We start from the raw sequence: 16,399 nt of genomic DNA, 5'->3' as shown, positions 1-16,399 counted from the left end.
TTTTTATAGTTTTTGGACGAAAAAAAGCGGAGTAAAAACTCCGCTTTAATACATTAAAAATCAAAGAGCTGCTTTAATTTTTTCAGCTAATCCCTTAATTTTTTCTTGATCTCCTAACTCTACAGCATGGCGTCCAAGTTGATGCACATTGGTAGGAATAAGGTGAAAATGAACATGGGGAACAGTTTGTCCTGCCGCTGCTCCAGAAAGTTGCATTAAGACAATACCTTCTAAATTGAAGGCTTTTTCCATTGCTTTTGCAATTTTCTGAACAACTTGTATGGTATATGCGGCTGCTTCTGGAGGTAAATCAAGGAGCGTTACAGCAGGTGTTTTTGGAATAACTAATGTATGACCATCGGCTTGAGGCATAATATCCATAAAAGCTAGAACTTGATCATCTTCATAGATTTTTATCGCTGGAAGTTCATTGCGTAAAATTTTGGCGAAGATATTTTGATCATCGTATGCCATGTATTATTCCTTTAAAATCATTTACATTTCAATTCTTTCTGACGCTCTTTAATAGCATCAAGACGTTGTTGCTCTTTGTCAGAAAACTTTGGTTTTGTCGTATGACAGTTTTCATTACCATATTTTTCTTTAGCATCAGGATCTTTAAAACAAAAGCCTTTTGATGCATAAATCAAATTATAATCGTCTTGCAATTTCTGACATTCTTGCTCAGGCGTTGCAGCTTGAACGCTTAAACCAGCAATGCTCACCATGCCAGTAAAGACTGCAACCATAAATTTATTCATGAGCGTTTCCTCAGTTAAAGGTATGAACCTGTACTCAATATAAGGTTTATTACCAATATTTCAATGACTATTAATTACTCAAGTGTCATTTTGGTTGATAATTTGTTCACAAAATAAAGAAAAACTTTAGATATCAATAGTTTGTAAAAATCAAATAAAAACATAAACTTAAGCTAAATTTTATATATATTTCCAGAATTTGATTCTCGTTTAATCGACTTTAACTTTCACTGATGGTAGACAAATATGTTTCTAGTTGGGTTGAGCACACATAAAAAATTGCAGGAAAAGATAAGATTTTATAGCCTATTTCATTTGCTAAATAGACAGCTTAAGTTTGAAATTAGGTCAATGAAAAAGAAATATATCAATGACATTATGAAAATATAAAGCGTGATAATTATCACATTTTGTACTCTAGGATTAAGTGGAATTCACTGGGCCCATTTTAATTTAGACGGAAATGGGCTTTTTTCTTTTGATTTGTAAAATATAAATAAGTCAAAATTAATCTTAGTTTACAATTCAACTGAAAGATGTATTGATTTTACATGTTTTAGCTTATATTATATTGTCCTTAATTGCTGCGTTTGATAGTTTTTTGTTTTTGTAGCCCATTTCTAAAATTGAGATGGGCTTTTTTTTATTAAAGTTATTTCGAAATATATTAATTTAAACTTATGTATTGTGATGTATTTATCTTTATATTTAATTTGTGTGATTTATTTGGTGGGTAGCTTTCATGTTTACCATTGTGGTTACTTTTTAATCTAAGCAACTTACATATAGCAATGTTATATGCATCATACTTCCTTAAAGAATCTGATTATTCATCGGAGACAAGATTAAAAGGAAATAGAGAATGTCACAGTTTTTACTCGTTGCTGAAAGCGTTTATATAAAATCTGAAGAAGATAAGTTTTTCTCGAAAGATATTATTGAGCATTTAAATAGCTTAATAAGTATTATTAGACAAGAGATAAAAGGAACTTCATACAGACTAAAATATAATTTTATTGATTTTGAAGAGTGCTTAAATAAGCCTAGTGAAGAATGTACAGTTAAGCTTGATATTAGCTTAATGCCAGCATTTAAGAATAAAGGCGAATACATTATGTGGTTGGCAAGTTTCATTGAAAAAATAACATTAGGAGGAAGAGAAAATTTTCCTCCACTTGCAAATACTTTGCTACCGAGTTGTATGCTTGCCAACTCTTATTTAAAAACAATGGAACAGGCTAAGGTTGTGTCTGAAAAAAGTGCGCAGATGATTGTTAATTACTTCAAATCACCTGATTACAAAAACATTATTCAAGTATCGACATAGTATAAAGCTTTCTAAAATTTCCCATATTCAATTTTTCAGGTTATAGAAAAGTTCTTTAGAAATATACTTACTTTAAATAATCGAGTTTTCACGCCCTCATTTTTCATCTTATTAAAATAAGCATCTTTAATAAGTAGTCTTTTAAAAGTCAAATTTATTCTAAGGTGATCTTTGTCCATGCTTCATACATTTTCACTGCCGTAGAGAAATCACTGTTGTCTTCAGCCGTTAAATGAGCAGCTTGAATTAAACTTTGTGTTAATGACAAAAGTGGAGCAGGAAGCTTAGCTTGATGGACTAAGTCCAAAGCAATTCCTGTGTCTTTGGCAAGAAGAGGTAAGCCAAAGGTTACTGGGAATTCACGACTCAGTACACGCTGAGGGAAGATAGTCTCTGTTACCAGGCTTTTACCACTTGAAGCATTAATACACTCTAAAGCTTCGTTCAAGCTTACTCCATGCGCTTTTAAAGCACTGAAACCTTCTGCAACAGACCAAAGGTTAACTGCGAGTAACATATTATTAACGGCTTTTACGGCAAATCCAGCGCCAGACTCACCCACATGTTTAATTAATTTTCCTACCGCTTGTAGAGCTGGCAATGCGCGTTCGAAAGCTACTGCATCACCACCCACCATTACAGTCAAAGTTGCGTTCTCAGCACCCACGGTTTGACCGCTTACTGGAGCATCTAGAAAATCAACATTTAACTGTTTTAATAAGCTTGCTAATGTGCGGGCAGAGTCAGGAACACCACTGGTACAGTCTATCCAGATTGCTCCAGATTTAATTTCTACACTACTAATAAGCGCTTCTACATCAGTGCTTGTCGGTAAGCATGAAAAGATAATATCTGCTTGTACCGCTTGCTCTAATGAGACAGCCTTAGTGCCATAGTCTGCTGCATGTTGTTTGGCTTTTTCAAAATTTCGATTCCATACATAGACAGTATCGAAGTGTTTTGGTAAATGCGCTGCCATACGGTAGCCCATTGCACCCAAACCAATAAATGCAACAGATTGACTCATGACCTTATCCTTAAATTTGTGTTGAACGTTCGGCGAGCCATGCAGCCAGTTTCGGCCAAAACTCCAGAGCACTTGCTTGACTCGACATTAGGCCCAAATGACCACCGGGGATGAGAGTAAACGTGACATCCTGACTGCTTGTCAATTGACTTAATGGCGAAGCAGCGTCAGCAGTGACCAACTGATCACTACGACCCGCGCCAACTAAGAGCGGACAATCTATATTTTTTAATTCGATTTTCTTATCTTTTAACTGAATAAAGCCACGTTTTAACGGATTTTGTAGCCAGACATTAAACAACATGTCCTGATTAATCCCACCTGGATAATCAATCATGTTATTTAAAAAACTACTTAAGGTTGCATGTTCTTGTACAAATTGCAGGTCATCAAGGTTTTTTAGCAATTGCAGATGTCCATCAAACCAACCTTTAGGATCAAGAATTTTGAAACCTAATGAATTTAAAATTCCGGGACTGTGGATCAGACGTTTTGGCAATCCAGAATAAATACGTTCCTGAATTTTCTTATTGCGACCAATCAAATGGTTCATTGTCCGATAGAGCTTACCAATATGGCCAGATGCATAACTATCTATTGGACTACCCAGAACAATTAAATTTTTAATATGGTTGGGTTGGTTCAGAGCGGCATATAAAGTAACGAATATGCCAGCCATACTCCAGCCATGGAGCGAGATTTGCTCACTTTTTGAATGTGTTCGGATGATTTCAATCGCTTTAGGAATGAAATCTTCAATAAATGATAAAAAGTTAAGGTGTCTATCTTTAAATTTTAAACTGCCCCAATCGACCAAATAGACATCGAAACCAGCATTTTGGAAATATTTAATAAGAGAACGATAAGGGTATAAATCATAAATCGCCATATTAATTGCGAGTGGGGCAACGAATACCAAAGGCTCTTTAAATTTTTTTTGTGTTGCTGCGTAATAGCGAATATGGGTTTGATTGAATTCGCCAATGACTTCATAGGGCGTACTTTGTGACAGAACCAATGTTTTTGGATGAAATAGTCGGGCAGAAAGGTGCTTGATTTGACTTTGTTCAGAGACAAGGGACTTTAAGCGTTTCATCTTGCTTTACCAACTATTTACTAAAGTTGAATAAAGTCTAAGCGATAATTTTAAGGTTTACCTTGACCTTAAATACCTTAGACACTCAAAATGAAGATAGTTTTTAGTACATGACCAGTAAAGGCGAACATTTAATGAACCAGTCTGATGATTTAGAATACCAACTTGATACCTTAGCCATTCGTACCGGACATACTCGTAGTTTTGAAGGTGAACATGGCGAACCGATTTTTTTGACTTCATCATTCGTATATGAAAATGCAGAAGAAGCTGCAGCAAAATTTTCTGGTCAGGTTCAAGGGAATATCTATTCACGTTTTACCAATCCGACTGTATCGATGTTCGAAAAACGCTTGGCAGCTCTAGATGGTGCTGAACGCGCTGTTGCGACAAGCTCTGGAATGGGCGCGATTTTGTCAGTTACTATGGCATATCTAAAAGCGGGTGATCATGTTATTTGCTCAAGAGCAGTTTTTGGTTCAGTTGTTGCCTTGTTTGAAAAATATATTGCCAAGTTTGGTGTAGATATTACATTTGTTGATTTATGTGATTTGGATGCATGGAAAAATGCAGTACGTCCAGAAACTAAACTTTTATTTGTTGAGTCACCATCTAACCCTCTAGCCGAGATCGCAGATATTCAAGCGCTTGCAGATATTGCCCATGCGCATGGCGCATTACTGGCGGTTGATAACAGTTTTTGTACGCCTGTTTTACAGCAACCATTAAAGTTTGGCGCAGACCTTGTCATTTACTCGGCAACTAAATATTTAGATGGGCAAGGACGTGCATTAGGTGGTGCTGTTGTTGGTAATCATCAGTTGTTAGAAGAAGTGTTTGGTGTTGTCCGTACGCTTGGACCATCAATGAGTCCATTTAATGCATGGGTTTTCTTAAAAGGTTTAGAGACTTTACGTTTGCGTATGAAAGCACACTGTGAAAGTGCTCAAATTCTTGCAGAATGGTTATCTACTCATGAAAAAGTAGAAAAAGTTTACTACGCTGGTTTACCAACTCAAGAAGGTCATGAACTTGCCGCTAAACAGCAAAATGGTTTTGGTGGGATTGTTTCTTTCGTTGTTAAAGGCGAACGTGAAGGTGCTTGGAAGGTCATCGATAATACCAAGTTTATTTCTATTACCGGTAACCTAGGGGATGTGAAGTCAACAATTACACACCCTGCAACGACTACACATGGCAAACTTTCTGCTGAAGCAAAAGCCGCAGCAGGCATCAAAGAGGGTTTAATCCGTGTATCTGTTGGCTTAGAAGATATTAACGATATTATTCGTGATATCTCACGTGGTCTTGATCTGATCTAATTATCTAGATCGAAATAATTATCTTTAGTTATTTTATTCATGAAACCATCTCTTTAATCGAGATGGTTTTTTATATTTAAATGTTACCAAATTTTCAGAATTGCAATAAAAAACCTACATTTTTGTTTAAATGAGAGCTTAGAGCACAGGGTATAAAGACTTTAAATTTAATTAGAAGAAATGTGAGTTTTAAAATGCTTAAGCCTATTGCTATCGTTGTTGTAGTGGGGGTAATCGGGGTAGTTGGATACAAATTGCTGACTAAACCGAATCAGAACCCAGCGAATGAAACAACCTTATTGATTAACAATGCAGAGAAGTCTGTGCAAGAAGCAGATAAATCTATTCAAGAAGCAAATACCTCCTTTAAGAAAGTTCCTTTAAGTGAATATAAAACAATTGATAAAGGTTTACAGGCATCTCGATAGTGACCTAAATTTTCATAAGACTTGAATGTAAACATGTAGGCATTTATGAAGTGTGTCTAGGTTTAACCACGCTATTCATGTAGCTACGTAAAATAGAGCTAGAGATACTGATAGAAAACATTAGTCTATTGTGTCAGAATTACGGATTAATTTGAGTTCAATGCACTAATCTGTATGGATTTTAATCACATGGGTTGGTTCAATGAGATTAAGTTTTTATAAAGTATTACCAGATAACGAATAATACTTTAAAGATTTGATAGAGATACGGAGTAAAGTTATGAATATCAATATGCTCATGCAGCAAGCGCAGCGCATGCAAAAAGATATGGAAACAAATATAAAAAAGGCGAAAGAAGAGCTTGCCCAAACTGAAGTCCAAGCAGAAGCTGGTGGTGGTTTGGTTAAAGTAACCATGAATGGTCGCTATCTTGTAAAACGTATCGAAATTAACCCTGAATTACTTCAAGATGAACCAGATATGATTGAAGACTTGATTGCTGCAGCGGTAAACGATGCTGTACGTCAAGCTGAAGTTATTTCAGAAGAAAAAATGCAAAAAGCAAATTCTGGTATGGGCTTGCCACCTGGCTTAGCGGGCATGTTCTAAGGAAATTCTGTGTTTAGCGATAGATTTGAACAACTCGTTCAAGCTTTACGTATACTGCCTAGCGTTGGTCCGAAGTCGGCTCAACGTATGGCATTACATCTTTTGATGAAAAATCGAGAAGGCGCGTTTGCATTAGCCCATGCTCTACATGAAGCTTCAAGTTATATTCATGAGTGCAACGTTTGTCATTCTCTAACTGAACATGAAATTTGTGATATTTGTGCCTCAACTGACCGAGAAGATCAACTATTGTGTGTGGTTGAATCACCAGCAGATGTCATGGCGATTGAGCAAAGTGGAAGTTTCCGTGGTAAATATCATGTTTTAGGCGGGCATCTTTCTCCCTTAGACGGTATTGGCCCAGAAGAAATTGGTATTCCTTATCTGATTCAGCGTTTAAGCCAAGGTTCTATTGAAGAAGTGATTTTGGCAACAAATGCGACTGTAGAAGGACAGGCGACTGCTCATTATTTGGTAGAGGCGACTAAGCATTTACCTATACAAATGACACGTATTGCTCAAGGCGTACCGCAAGGTGGTGAACTTGAGTATGTAGATAGCCATACCTTAAGTCAGGCAGTTCATAACCGCATGAGAATGAAATAAGCATTTCGATGCTTGTTTCATTAATGCTATATAAAATTGAATTAAATTTATTAATTTAGCTATAAAAGGCAAATACAATTTTGTCTTTAATTTAAAAAGATCTTTTAAATAAAATATGAAAACACATAAGAATGAAAAAGATCTGATAGATTTTAAACAACACATATTTGGAGTTAACTTTAAAAGTATAAATAAAAGATCAAAAAATTATCTATTTTCGAAAAATTGTTCAAAAATAGAGTATTCAAAAAGGTTTAAGTGGTAATTTCCTACTTCTATGTTATATATACCAGAGTTCTAAGCACTCTTTGCATTTACTTGAGAAAGCATGTTTCAGTTTATCCAACAGCAAACCGATTTGGTTGATGTTCTTCAAAAAATGGATCAATGTTCGATATATGGACTTGATACAGAATTTATTAAGGTTGACACACTCTGGCCTAAACTTGGAGTATGCCAAGTCAATGTAAATGGCAATGTTTATCTGTTGGATGGCGTTTCATTAGATCTAAGTCAGTTTTGGGACAAAATATTTCTCGCACAGCAGAACATTTTTCATGCATGTGGGGAAGACATCGATTTAATCTATCATTACGCTGATCAAGAAGATCTGCTTAATGTGTTTGATACTCAAGTAGGGCTTTCTTTCTTAGGCCATGGTCTGCAAGTAAGTTACCAAGGTGCTTTAAAGCTTTGCCTCGACATTGATATTGAAAAAGATCAAACAAGATCTGATTGGTTGGCTCGGCCTTTATCACCTCAGCAACTCTGTTATGCCGCAAATGATGTTCTATATATAATGAAGTTAGCGCATCATATTCAAGAACAGCTTAAGCAGAAAGGGCTTTATGACTATGTTCTTGAAGATTGTAGAAGTTTAACTAAAGAAATTATTAGTGAAACACCAACAGAGTTACTCTATAGCGATGTTGGTAATTATCGTCATTCGCGCCGTCAATTGATGCAACTACAAAATTTAAGTCAATGGCGTGAATACATTGTTAAAGCGACGAATCAGCCACGCAGTTTTATTCTTAGAAACTCAACCATGATTGATATGGTTGAAAAGAATCCACGTAATAGTTTTCAACTTTCGCAAGTTAAGGATATTCGCCCAAATGTAGTCCGTGAATATGGAAAAACTATTTTAGAATTACTTAAAGATTTACCGAATGAAAGCGAATGGCCAACAAGAATTGCTAAACCTTTTAAAGTAACATCTAAAGAAACTCTACACAGAATGGATATGGTACTTGCCCATGCAATAAGTGAAACTTCTATTCCTAAAGAGGTATTACTTAGAAAGAAATGGCTAAATGCAATTCATCAGCATGTTCTTTCTCAAGGGGATGAACAAGATTTACCTGATTATCTATTGGGTTGGCGTTATGAGCTATTAACTCAACCATTAATTCAGTTATTTCAAGAAGAAAAAGAAAGTCTATCTAGTTAAAATGATGTGATCGTTAAAATTTAAAAGCTCATCTTTGTGATGGGCTTTTTTAATTAAGAGTAGTAAATAATTTAAATTGAGTAGTTTTCATTTATAAATAAAAGATATTCAATATTAATAGTTAACAAAGTAAATCCTTATATTAGTTACACTAAATAATGAACTTATTTTAAAAGCTAGTAAAGTGATGAATTGAAGAGGTTTTAATTTGTAAAAGTGATAATGAATTAAATTAACTGATTCAATGAGAAAAATTCAATTGATTAAACATACAGGTCTGTATATTCTTGGATGCAAGAAAAACAATTTCAATATAAATAATATATAACTATAAGTTAGTTTCGGTGCAGAAATAAAAAAGCCAACCCAATTGGGTTGGCTTTTTATTTTTAATAAGACAGCTCAGTTAAGATTATCAGTAGCTTATTAAATTTTAAAAATTAAGGAATCATATCCTACGAATTTTCTGTGTACGAGACAGAAAGTTCAGCTACGAGTTTTTCAGCTTTTTGAAAAGCATTTTCGAATGACTCTGTATGTCGTTCATCTCCAAACTCTTGATATTCTGAAGCAATTTCATAAATTTTCTCTACGCCTAAATATTTGCTGAGCGTGCGAAGGTGAGGTACAAGATGATTCATGTGATGGCGGATGCCTTCTTTCTCAAAACCAAACTCTCCACTAGAGGTGATAATGATTAAAATTTTTCCAGATAGAAGCGGTTCTAAAGGAAAGTCTCCTCGAGCAAGATCAAAATCAAATGTTTTATTAATCCGAATAATTTGGTCGAACCACGCTTTAAGTTGAGCAGGCATACCATAATTGTACATAGGGGAAGAAATTAAAATGATATCTGAACTCGAAACTTCCGCTATTAACTGATCTGATATAGATAAAACATCACATTGAGCTTGAGTTCTTTTATTTTCAGGTGTGAATACAGCATCAATCCAGTCTTGAGTAATAAATGGTGGCGGATTCATTCCTACATCACGATAGATATACTCATCTATAGCCAGTTGTTTTTTCCATGAGTTGACCAATTTGCTGGCAATATTTTTAGAAATCGAATTATGGTTTGGATTAGGGTTAATCGTAGCTCTAACGCTAGCATCTATATGTAATATTTTACTCATCATAAATTCCAAAAAGAGGTTAAGGTTTAATTTATTTTGAGTTTTAAAAGATAAGTAGACAAACGAGAAAATTACATTTATAGATGAGTTTAGTTCACCTATAAATCTAACTTTGGAGAAAGCATGCAAGTCTCTTTGCAAGCACTTAAGGCATTTGAATCAGCTGCTCGATTGGGGAGTTTTAAATTAGCTGCTGAAGAACTTTCGCTAACACCCACTTCAATTTCACATCATATTGCCAATCTTGAAAGTAGGCTAAATGTTGATTTGTTTCATCGACAAGTAAGAAAAATAACACTTACAACCACCGGAGAGAGACTTGCAGGGGCAATTTCTGAAGGGTTTCGTAAAATTGAAGATGCATTAGATGAAATAACAGTAAATGGAAATGTAGTGAGAGTGGCTAGTACGTCTTCACTCGCTGCAATGCTGTTAATTCCTTCTATAAATGAATTTTATCAATTGCACCCCGATATATCAGTTGAATTCTCTACAGGTGAAGCTTTAGAAAGTCACTTATATACATTGCCTATTCGATATGGTGATGTATCTTCAGTACCTTCTAAAGATGTCCTTAAATATGAGTCTTTTAATGTATTTGGTGCATCTAAACTTACTCTGACCCAAGATACGAGTGAGCCAATAACGTTATTCACCACAGAATGGAAAAATAAAGCATTACCAAGTCCACCATTAGAGACATGGCTTGAGGTGAATGGATGGGACCAAAAGAGGGTGATAATTAAGAAATTTGATCAGGAAATTTTTGGCATACATGAGGCTTTATCTGCCAATGGATTAGTATTTTGTTCTGCTACACTTACCCATAGGTTGGTTAAGGCGAATCTTTTACAGGAGTTTAAAACGAAACCTATTCAATCAGAGCTGTGTTACTACATTCCAAATAAGGAAGATTTTAAAAATAGAAATGCTAGAAAATTTATTGAATGGGTAGAAAAGTTATTTAATCAATAAGCTTCTATTTTTGATTGGTTTTAACTACACAACACTAAAACTTATATAGCCTTTTTATGCTATAAACTTAGATAAATTAATAATTAGAGAGATAAATATGCTTAACAACTTTAATGCTGAACAAGCTCGTCAAAATGCTAAAAACTTTAAAATAAATCAAGATGTCATATTGGAAAAAATTTTAACTGGTACTGAGTCTGAATCTAAGGAAGGGAAGCGAAAAGCAACTTTCTGGTTTCCTGTTGATGCCATAAGCCCTGATCATCTTACACTGGTTGAAGAGGAGCTTAAAAACAGAGGGTTTAATGTCTCAACTGATATTGAGCACTCGGGTACTACTATAACGCTAGAAATAAGCTTCTAATTGTTGATACGTTTTAACCAAACCACCCTTAAAACAAGGGTGGTTTTTTATTGCATGATTTTTCGTAATTCAGGGAAATCAATATAAATTTATTTACATTTAAACTTATGTTAATCAGGATATTATTTGACAGGTTCTATCATCTTCTGTAGCTTTACTTTTTGAGTGGAATATGGATATGAACTTCCAAACAATACTTTTATCTTTCAAAAATCAATCTACTGGTACAGATGCATTTAAAGACTTAAAAAATGCTTGTGAACAGTCTCTTAAAGAATCTCAAAATACAAAAGAAAAAGCAGCCGTCTATTTAATCTATGGTTTTGCACGTAGCTACGTGATTTTATATGAAGATGAAGCAGTAACCTCTGAATTTGCCCATACCTCTAAGACTATGCTTATAGGCTATATGGAATGCCTTAATAAAGCTCTGTTAAGCCAAGATGATAGCGCTATTTTGAATGCCTTAAATCAAGTAAGCGATGACTATATAAAGAGCTCTCGAGTTTTCTAAACACCATTCATTCGTTTTTGATAAAAATACTTCTTTAGCCCTAGCTAAAGAAGTATTCAAAGTTTGTTTTAGTGAGACTTTTTCTTACCGCCACCATCTTGTTTATTGACAGTAGACCATGCAATACGTTCAGCTTCTTCTTGAGAATGACCTCTATCTACTTCACTCTCAACAATATGTTTAGCCTGACGTTTTTGCTTTGTGGTATAAGCTGTTTTATCACCGCGAGGCATAAGTTCATCCTCCACATCTATGATTTAGAACTTTATTATTGAAACATATTGAGAATTTAAACCAGTTAAGTAATGTCTGCTAATGTGTAGTAAGTGGTTAGAAGTTTGACTTAAATGTGAATTTAAAAAAGATAATATTTAAGTTTAATGTGATAAATTTCATAGCATTAAAGGGTGAAAGTATTAGAAGTAGATTACAAAAAGTACTCAATAACGAACGATTTCTTATTTTTTTCTAAAATTGTTTTTATTTTATTAAAAATGATAATTATATTTATTGTTTTAAATCAAATACTTGTTAATTTACTGTGGAAGCCAGCTTTTATCTGGAACAAAGTTATTATCGACCTTAATCAATGTTGTAGGTTAATATTTCCTAAGAATTAAAAAAACGACTGATGCGTAAACAAACCTGCGTGTGTGAGTCGTTTTTTTTCATGTATGCTGTCCTTAGTTCAAGAGTTGATTTGAAATGCACTGTGATATTTATAGATCGAGCAAAAAAGATGAAATGTACATGTATATTGCTCGTCCAAACTATCCTGACGATGCGGAACAAGCTGATCCGTTTGAAAATATTCCTGAAGCTGTTGTACAAGCGTTTGGTCGTGCAACGTTTGTCATGCATTTAGAATTAGCTCCAACACGTAAATTGGCGCGTGCTAATGTTTTACATGTTTTAGACTCATTACAAACAAAAGGTTTCTTTATTCAGATGCCGCCAGAAGGGTTAATTAACCCAAATGCGGTTGAACCAGAGGGCTTACGTGGTGCGTGAAGATCAAACTGGAATAATGAATCAATTATTCTCTTTTTTGGATGTTGTTCCTGAAGGTGTTATTGCTTTAACAGCTTATGGAATAGGCGCTATTATTGCTTTATGGTGTTGGTGGCGATTAATGCGTCGCCTTCCTACAACTTTTGGTGCAATTAGCTGGCTTATTGTCTTTGCTATTTTAGTTACACCAACAGTGTCTGAAGGGCCGAATGCATCGGTAGCACCAGCTATTTTTGGACTACTATTTGGTGTTTTAACCAAAGATAGCCCTCTAATCTGGTCAAATTTATCTTTAATTCTGTTTGTAGTTGGTCTAGGTTTGGTGATTGGATATTGTTGGTCAAAATATTCAATGAACAAAAGCATGCGTTCCATCTAACCATTGAAATAGAAAAATAAGGTCTTTACATGTCTGCTGATACCCAACATTTTACCGGTACAGATCAATATATCGCGACTGATAGTCTTAAGCTCGCTGTAAAAGCAGCTCGTGCTTTACAAAAGCCTTTACTGATTAAAGGTGAACCTGGTACGGGTAAAACTTTACTTGCTGAGCAAGTAGCACAAAGCTTGGGCTTAAAACTCATTACTTGGCATATTAAATCGACAACCAAAGCACAGCAAGGGTTGTATGAATATGATGCTGTTTCTCGTTTACGAGACAGCCAGTTGGGTGATGATCGTGTTTACGATATTAAGAACTATATTAAACCCGGTAAATTGTGGGAAGCTTTCACGAGTGAAGAACGTTGTGTATTGTTAATTGATGAAATTGACAAAGCCGATATTGAGTTTCCAAATGACTTATTGCATGAACTTGATAAAATGTCTTTCTATGTTTATGAAACTAGTGAAACCATTACGGCAACACAGCGCCCAATCGTCATTATTACTTCGAATAATGAAAAAGAATTGCCAGATGCTTTCTTACGTCGTTGTTTCTTTCATTACATTGAGTTTCCAGATGAAGCTACAATGCGAGAAATCATTGCGGTTCATTTCCCAAATATCTCTACAACACTAGTAAACGAAGCTTTACAGGTTTTCTTTAAACTACGTGAAATTCCTAATTTGAAGAAACCACCATCAACCTCTGAGTTAATTGATTGGTTAAGCTTGCTCATGGCAGATGATATGCCAGAAGATGTATTACGCAATCGAGATACATCTAAAGCGATTCCACCTTTATATGGTGCGCTAATCAAAAACGAGCAGGATGTGCAACTCCTCGAACGTTTGGCTTTCATGTCTCGACGTTAAAGGAGGGAATAACCCATGTTTGTGCGGTTATTTTACACCTTACGTAAATACGGTGTTCCAGTTACAACTCGTGAACTTATTGACTTAAACCGTGCAGTAAGTGAAGGTTTAGTTTTTGCCGATCAAGAAGAGTTCTATCAACTTGCTAAAACAATTTTAGTTAAAGATGAGCGCTTTTTTGACAAGTTCGATCGCGCCATGAAAGATTACTTTGACGGCATTGAAACCTTTGATCTGGATGAGTTACTCAAGCAAGTTCATAAGTTACCAAAAGACTGGTTTGATTTAGAACTTCTAGAAAAGCATTTAACTCCTGAGCAACGGGCAGAACTCCAAAAAGCAGGTTCCTTAGAAGAACTGATGAAAATGCTGGAAGAGCGGTTACGCGAACAGCATAAAAAACATCAGGGTGGTAACCGCATGGTGGGTACTGGTGGTACTTCACCTTTTGGGGCCTTTGGAGATCATCCAGAAGGCGTCAGAATTGGTGGACCAGGGCGTAAACGTTCAGCGGTTAAAGTCTGGGAACAACGTAAATATCAAAATCTAGATGATGACCAAGTTCTTGGTACTCGCCAGATGCAAATTGCTTTGCGCCGTTTGCGTAAATTTGCGCGCCAAGGTGCAGCTGAAGAGTTGGATGTTGACGGTACAATCCGTGAAACAGCCAAGCAAGGTATTTTAGATGTTCAAATGGTGCCTGAGCGTCGAAACCGAATAAAAGTGCTGATGTTGTTTGATGTGGGCGGTTCCATGGATGCTCATATTGCACAGTGCGAAAAACTGTTTAGTGCCGCTAAAAGTGAGTTTAAAACACTTGAGTACTTCTATTTCCATAATTGTCTTTATGACTATGTTTGGAAAGATAATCATCGCCGCACAGCCACACGTATGAATACATGGGATCTATTTCACACCTATGGACGCGACTATCGTGTAATTGTAGTCGGTGATGCCAGTATGGCACCGTATGAGTTGAAATCGGTGGGTGGTTCGGTTGAATACATGAATGATGAAACAGGTGAGGTTTGGTTACGTCGCCTACGTCAACATTTTGATAAAACAGCGTGGTTAAACCCTGAAACTGAAGGATATTGGCATTACACTCAGACCATTGGTTGGATTAAAGAGATTTTTGAAAATCATATGTATCCAATGACACTAAAAGGCGTTGAGGATTTGACGCGTTACCTTTCTCGATAAGCTTAATAACTTTAATAATTTAAAAAGAGGGATGATATGCAACATCAAATTAACGGTATTGCTTTGCCGAATGAACAAGGATTTTTTGGTGAATATGGCGGACAATTTATTCCTCCACATTTAAAAGAAGCAATGGATGAAATTAATGTTGCTTATGAAGAAATTCGCCATACAGCTGAATTTCAAAATGAATTATCAGACCTCTTTACGAATTATGTAGGCCGTCCAAGTCCCTTATTTCATGCGAAGCGTTTATCTGAACAGTTAGGTGGCGCACAAATTTACTTAAAACGTGAAGATTTGAACCACACGGGTGCTCACAAAATCAATCACTGCTTAGGTGAAGCTTTACTTGCTAAATATATGGGCAAAACGAAAGTTATTGCTGAAACAGGTGCTGGTCAGCATGGCGTTGCTTTGGCAACAGCTTGTGCATTAGTAGGCATTCCCTGTGAAATTCACATGGGTCAAGTCGATATTGAAAAAGAACATCCAAATGTAGTCAAAATGAAAATTTTGGGTGCTCATTTGGTGGCAGTTACACGTGGTACAGCAACATTAAAAGATGCTGTAGATAGTGCATTTGAAGAATATTTAAAAGATCCAAAAAACTTTATATATGCCATTGGTTCTGTTGTAGGTCCACATCCATTCCCTAAAATGGTACGTGATTTTCAATCGATTATTGGCAATGAAATTAAAGATCAAACGCATCAGCGATTTGGAAAAAATCCGGATTATGTTGTGGCATGCGTCGGCGGCGGTTCAAATGCAATTGGTGCATTTACAGCCTTTTTAAATGACTCAGACGTAAAACTTGTTGGGGTTGAGCCGGCTGGACATGGTTTAGAAACCAATATGCATTCAGCAACGCTAACTTTAGGTAAGCCAAGTCAAATTCATGGTATGGCGTGTTATGTCCTTGAAAATGAGGCAGGTGAACCTTTACCTGTGCACTCTATTGCTTCAGGACTAGATTATCCAGGTGTTGGACCACAACACAGCTTTTTAAAAGATTTAGGACGTGTTGAATATAACACCGCAACTGACCAAGAATGTTTAGATGCTTTTATGATACTTTCTCGTGTTGAAGGCATTGTTCCTGCGCTTGAAAGCTCACATGCTGTCGCATGGGCAATTCGTGAAGCTCCAAAACTGCCGAAAGAAACCATGCTTGTGGTAAATCTGTCGGGCCGTGGGGATAAAGACTCTGATTATGTTGCCGAAAAGCTTAAGCTTTAAAATGAATTAAACTTTAAAAGCAGCCCATCATTTAAGGGCTGTTTTTTGTTTTGAACATCTAAAT

The 16,399-nt window shown here is 35.8% G+C and carries 20 protein-coding genes; 14 read left to right on the top strand and 6 right to left on the bottom strand.

Going from position 1 to position 16,399, the window contains the following annotated elements:
• Positions 1-60: 60 nt before the first annotated feature.
• On the bottom strand, positions 61-474 hold the full coding sequence (locus F935_RS06760) for an HIT family protein (RefSeq protein ID WP_016138228.1): 414 nt from the start codon (positions 472-474) through the stop codon (positions 61-63).
• 17 nt (positions 475-491) lie between these two features.
• Positions 492-761 (bottom strand): YARHG domain-containing protein, encoded by a 270-nt coding sequence (locus tag F935_RS06755; protein ID WP_004792570.1) that lies wholly within the window; start codon positions 759-761, stop codon positions 492-494.
• A gap of 862 nt (positions 762-1,623) precedes the next feature.
• Here F935_RS06755 and F935_RS06750 point away from each other — a divergent pair.
• Positions 1,624-2,088, top strand: coding sequence for a hypothetical protein (locus F935_RS06750; protein WP_016138227.1), 465 nt, complete (start codon positions 1,624-1,626; stop codon positions 2,086-2,088).
• Between the two features lie 154 nt (positions 2,089-2,242).
• Here F935_RS06750 and F935_RS06745 read toward each other — a convergent pair whose 3' ends face one another.
• Both F935_RS06745 and F935_RS06740 read right to left on the bottom strand, forming a co-directional pair.
• Positions 2,243-3,115, bottom strand: coding sequence for an NAD(P)-dependent oxidoreductase (locus F935_RS06745; protein ID WP_016138226.1), 873 nt, complete (start codon positions 3,113-3,115; stop codon positions 2,243-2,245).
• A gap of 10 nt (positions 3,116-3,125) precedes the next feature.
• Positions 3,126-4,211 (bottom strand): alpha/beta fold hydrolase, encoded by a 1,086-nt coding sequence (locus tag F935_RS06740; RefSeq protein ID WP_016138225.1) that lies wholly within the window; start codon positions 4,209-4,211, stop codon positions 3,126-3,128.
• A 134-nt stretch (positions 4,212-4,345) separates the two neighbouring features.
• Here F935_RS06740 and F935_RS06735 point away from each other — a divergent pair, with 134 nt between their 5' ends.
• The 5 genes from F935_RS06735 to F935_RS06715 all read left to right on the top strand — a co-directional run bounded on the left by F935_RS06735 (position 4,346) and on the right by F935_RS06715 (position 8,630).
• A complete protein-coding gene (locus F935_RS06735; RefSeq protein WP_016138224.1) occupies positions 4,346-5,533 on the top strand; it encodes an O-succinylhomoserine sulfhydrylase in 1,188 nt (395 codons plus the stop codon).
• A 194-nt stretch (positions 5,534-5,727) separates the two neighbouring features.
• On the top strand, positions 5,728-5,961 hold the full coding sequence (locus F935_RS06730; protein WP_016138223.1) for a hypothetical protein: 234 nt from the start codon (positions 5,728-5,730) through the stop codon (positions 5,959-5,961).
• Positions 5,962-6,241: 280 nt separating this feature from the next.
• A complete protein-coding gene (locus F935_RS06725) occupies positions 6,242-6,571 on the top strand; it encodes a YbaB/EbfC family nucleoid-associated protein (RefSeq protein ID WP_004642711.1) in 330 nt (109 codons plus the stop codon).
• A gap of 9 nt (positions 6,572-6,580) precedes the next feature.
• Positions 6,581-7,177 (top strand): recombination mediator RecR, encoded by a 597-nt coding sequence (gene recR / locus F935_RS06720; protein WP_016138222.1) that lies wholly within the window; start codon positions 6,581-6,583, stop codon positions 7,175-7,177.
• Between the two features lie 328 nt (positions 7,178-7,505).
• Positions 7,506-8,630 (top strand): ribonuclease D, encoded by a 1,125-nt coding sequence (locus F935_RS06715; protein WP_016138221.1) that lies wholly within the window; start codon positions 7,506-7,508, stop codon positions 8,628-8,630.
• Between the two features lie 455 nt (positions 8,631-9,085).
• Here F935_RS06715 and F935_RS06710 read toward each other — a convergent pair whose 3' ends face one another.
• On the bottom strand, positions 9,086-9,769 hold the full coding sequence (locus F935_RS06710) for an FMN-dependent NADH-azoreductase (protein WP_080645551.1): 684 nt from the start codon (positions 9,767-9,769) through the stop codon (positions 9,086-9,088).
• Positions 9,770-9,889: 120 nt separating this feature from the next.
• Between F935_RS06710 and F935_RS06705 the strand changes: the two genes are divergently transcribed.
• From F935_RS06705 to F935_RS06695, 3 genes are all read left to right on the top strand, one after another.
• On the top strand, positions 9,890-10,741 hold the full coding sequence (locus tag F935_RS06705) for a LysR family transcriptional regulator (protein WP_016138219.1): 852 nt from the start codon (positions 9,890-9,892) through the stop codon (positions 10,739-10,741).
• A gap of 97 nt (positions 10,742-10,838) precedes the next feature.
• Positions 10,839-11,105, top strand: coding sequence for a hypothetical protein (locus F935_RS06700; RefSeq protein ID WP_016138218.1), 267 nt, complete (start codon positions 10,839-10,841; stop codon positions 11,103-11,105).
• Positions 11,106-11,283: 178 nt separating this feature from the next.
• The gene (locus tag F935_RS06695) at positions 11,284-11,619 is read left to right on the top strand and encodes a hypothetical protein (protein WP_080645708.1); all 336 of its coding nucleotides are present in this window, start codon (positions 11,284-11,286) and stop codon (positions 11,617-11,619) included.
• A gap of 68 nt (positions 11,620-11,687) precedes the next feature.
• Here F935_RS06695 and F935_RS06690 read toward each other — a convergent pair whose 3' ends face one another.
• The gene (locus F935_RS06690; RefSeq protein ID WP_016138216.1) at positions 11,688-11,852 is read right to left on the bottom strand and encodes a hypothetical protein; all 165 of its coding nucleotides are present in this window, start codon (positions 11,850-11,852) and stop codon (positions 11,688-11,690) included.
• Between the two features lie 472 nt (positions 11,853-12,324).
• On the opposite strand from F935_RS06690, the gene F935_RS06685 reads away from it, so the two are divergent.
• Genes F935_RS06685 through trpB form a run of 5 tightly spaced genes read left to right on the top strand, consistent with a single transcriptional unit; the run spans position 12,325 to position 16,335 of the window.
• Positions 12,325-12,630 carry a YcgL domain-containing protein gene (locus F935_RS06685; protein WP_016138215.1) on the top strand — a complete coding sequence of 102 codons (306 nt, stop codon included), beginning with the start codon at positions 12,325-12,327 and terminating at the stop codon, positions 12,628-12,630.
• Positions 12,623-13,009, top strand: coding sequence for a hypothetical protein (locus F935_RS06680; protein ID WP_035366108.1), 387 nt, complete (start codon positions 12,623-12,625; stop codon positions 13,007-13,009). The genes F935_RS06685 and F935_RS06680 overlap by 8 nt, the downstream gene beginning before the upstream one ends.
• A 29-nt stretch (positions 13,010-13,038) precedes the next feature.
• Positions 13,039-13,890 carry an AAA family ATPase gene (locus tag F935_RS06675; RefSeq protein ID WP_016138213.1) on the top strand — a complete coding sequence of 284 codons (852 nt, stop codon included), beginning with the start codon at positions 13,039-13,041 and terminating at the stop codon, positions 13,888-13,890.
• Between the two features lie 15 nt (positions 13,891-13,905).
• On the top strand, positions 13,906-15,093 hold the full coding sequence (locus tag F935_RS06670) for a vWA domain-containing protein (protein WP_016138212.1): 1,188 nt from the start codon (positions 13,906-13,908) through the stop codon (positions 15,091-15,093).
• A 36-nt stretch (positions 15,094-15,129) separates the two neighbouring features.
• Positions 15,130-16,335, top strand: a complete 1,206-nt coding sequence (trpB, locus tag F935_RS06665; RefSeq protein WP_016138211.1) for a tryptophan synthase subunit beta — start codon at positions 15,130-15,132, stop codon at positions 16,333-16,335.
• The last annotated feature ends 64 nt before the right edge of the window (positions 16,336-16,399 follow it).

This window comes from Acinetobacter calcoaceticus ANC 3811, assembly GCF_000399665.1.
Classification (GTDB): domain Bacteria; phylum Pseudomonadota; class Gammaproteobacteria; order Pseudomonadales; family Moraxellaceae; genus Acinetobacter; species Acinetobacter calcoaceticus_B.
The sequence above is the reverse complement of the archived record's forward strand: the minus strand, read 5'-3'. Positions and strand labels throughout refer to the sequence as shown.

What these genes read in the sequence shown, in the direction of transcription:
- F935_RS06760 (WP_016138228.1), bottom strand. Translation starts at nt 474, where the DNA reads ATGGCATACGATGATCAAAATATCTTCGCCAAAATTTTACGCAATGAA.
- F935_RS06755 (WP_004792570.1), bottom strand. Translation starts at nt 761, where the DNA reads ATGAATAAATTTATGGTTGCAGTCTTTACTGGCATGGTGAGCATTGCT.
- F935_RS06750 (WP_016138227.1), top strand. Translation starts at nt 1,624, where the DNA reads ATGTCACAGTTTTTACTCGTTGCTGAAAGCGTTTATATAAAATCTGAA.
- F935_RS06745 (WP_016138226.1), bottom strand. Translation starts at nt 3,115, where the DNA reads ATGAGTCAATCTGTTGCATTTATTGGTTTGGGTGCAATGGGCTACCGT.
- F935_RS06740 (WP_016138225.1), bottom strand. Translation starts at nt 4,211, where the DNA reads ATGAAACGCTTAAAGTCCCTTGTCTCTGAACAAAGTCAAATCAAGCAC.
- F935_RS06735 (WP_016138224.1), top strand. Translation starts at nt 4,346, where the DNA reads ATGAACCAGTCTGATGATTTAGAATACCAACTTGATACCTTAGCCATT.
- F935_RS06730 (WP_016138223.1), top strand. Translation starts at nt 5,728, where the DNA reads ATGCTTAAGCCTATTGCTATCGTTGTTGTAGTGGGGGTAATCGGGGTA.
- F935_RS06725 (WP_004642711.1), top strand. Translation starts at nt 6,242, where the DNA reads ATGAATATCAATATGCTCATGCAGCAAGCGCAGCGCATGCAAAAAGAT.
- F935_RS06715 (WP_016138221.1), top strand. Translation starts at nt 7,506, where the DNA reads ATGTTTCAGTTTATCCAACAGCAAACCGATTTGGTTGATGTTCTTCAA.
- F935_RS06710 (WP_080645551.1), bottom strand. Translation starts at nt 9,769, where the DNA reads ATGATGAGTAAAATATTACATATAGATGCTAGCGTTAGAGCTACGATT.
- F935_RS06705 (WP_016138219.1), top strand. Translation starts at nt 9,890, where the DNA reads ATGCAAGTCTCTTTGCAAGCACTTAAGGCATTTGAATCAGCTGCTCGA.
- F935_RS06700 (WP_016138218.1), top strand. Translation starts at nt 10,839, where the DNA reads ATGCTTAACAACTTTAATGCTGAACAAGCTCGTCAAAATGCTAAAAAC.
- F935_RS06695 (WP_080645708.1), top strand. Translation starts at nt 11,284, where the DNA reads ATGAACTTCCAAACAATACTTTTATCTTTCAAAAATCAATCTACTGGT.
- F935_RS06690 (WP_016138216.1), bottom strand. Translation starts at nt 11,852, where the DNA reads ATGCCTCGCGGTGATAAAACAGCTTATACCACAAAGCAAAAACGTCAG.
- F935_RS06685 (WP_016138215.1), top strand. Translation starts at nt 12,325, where the DNA reads ATGCACTGTGATATTTATAGATCGAGCAAAAAAGATGAAATGTACATG.
- F935_RS06675 (WP_016138213.1), top strand. Translation starts at nt 13,039, where the DNA reads ATGTCTGCTGATACCCAACATTTTACCGGTACAGATCAATATATCGCG.
- F935_RS06670 (WP_016138212.1), top strand. Translation starts at nt 13,906, where the DNA reads ATGTTTGTGCGGTTATTTTACACCTTACGTAAATACGGTGTTCCAGTT.
- trpB (WP_016138211.1), top strand. Translation starts at nt 15,130, where the DNA reads ATGCAACATCAAATTAACGGTATTGCTTTGCCGAATGAACAAGGATTT.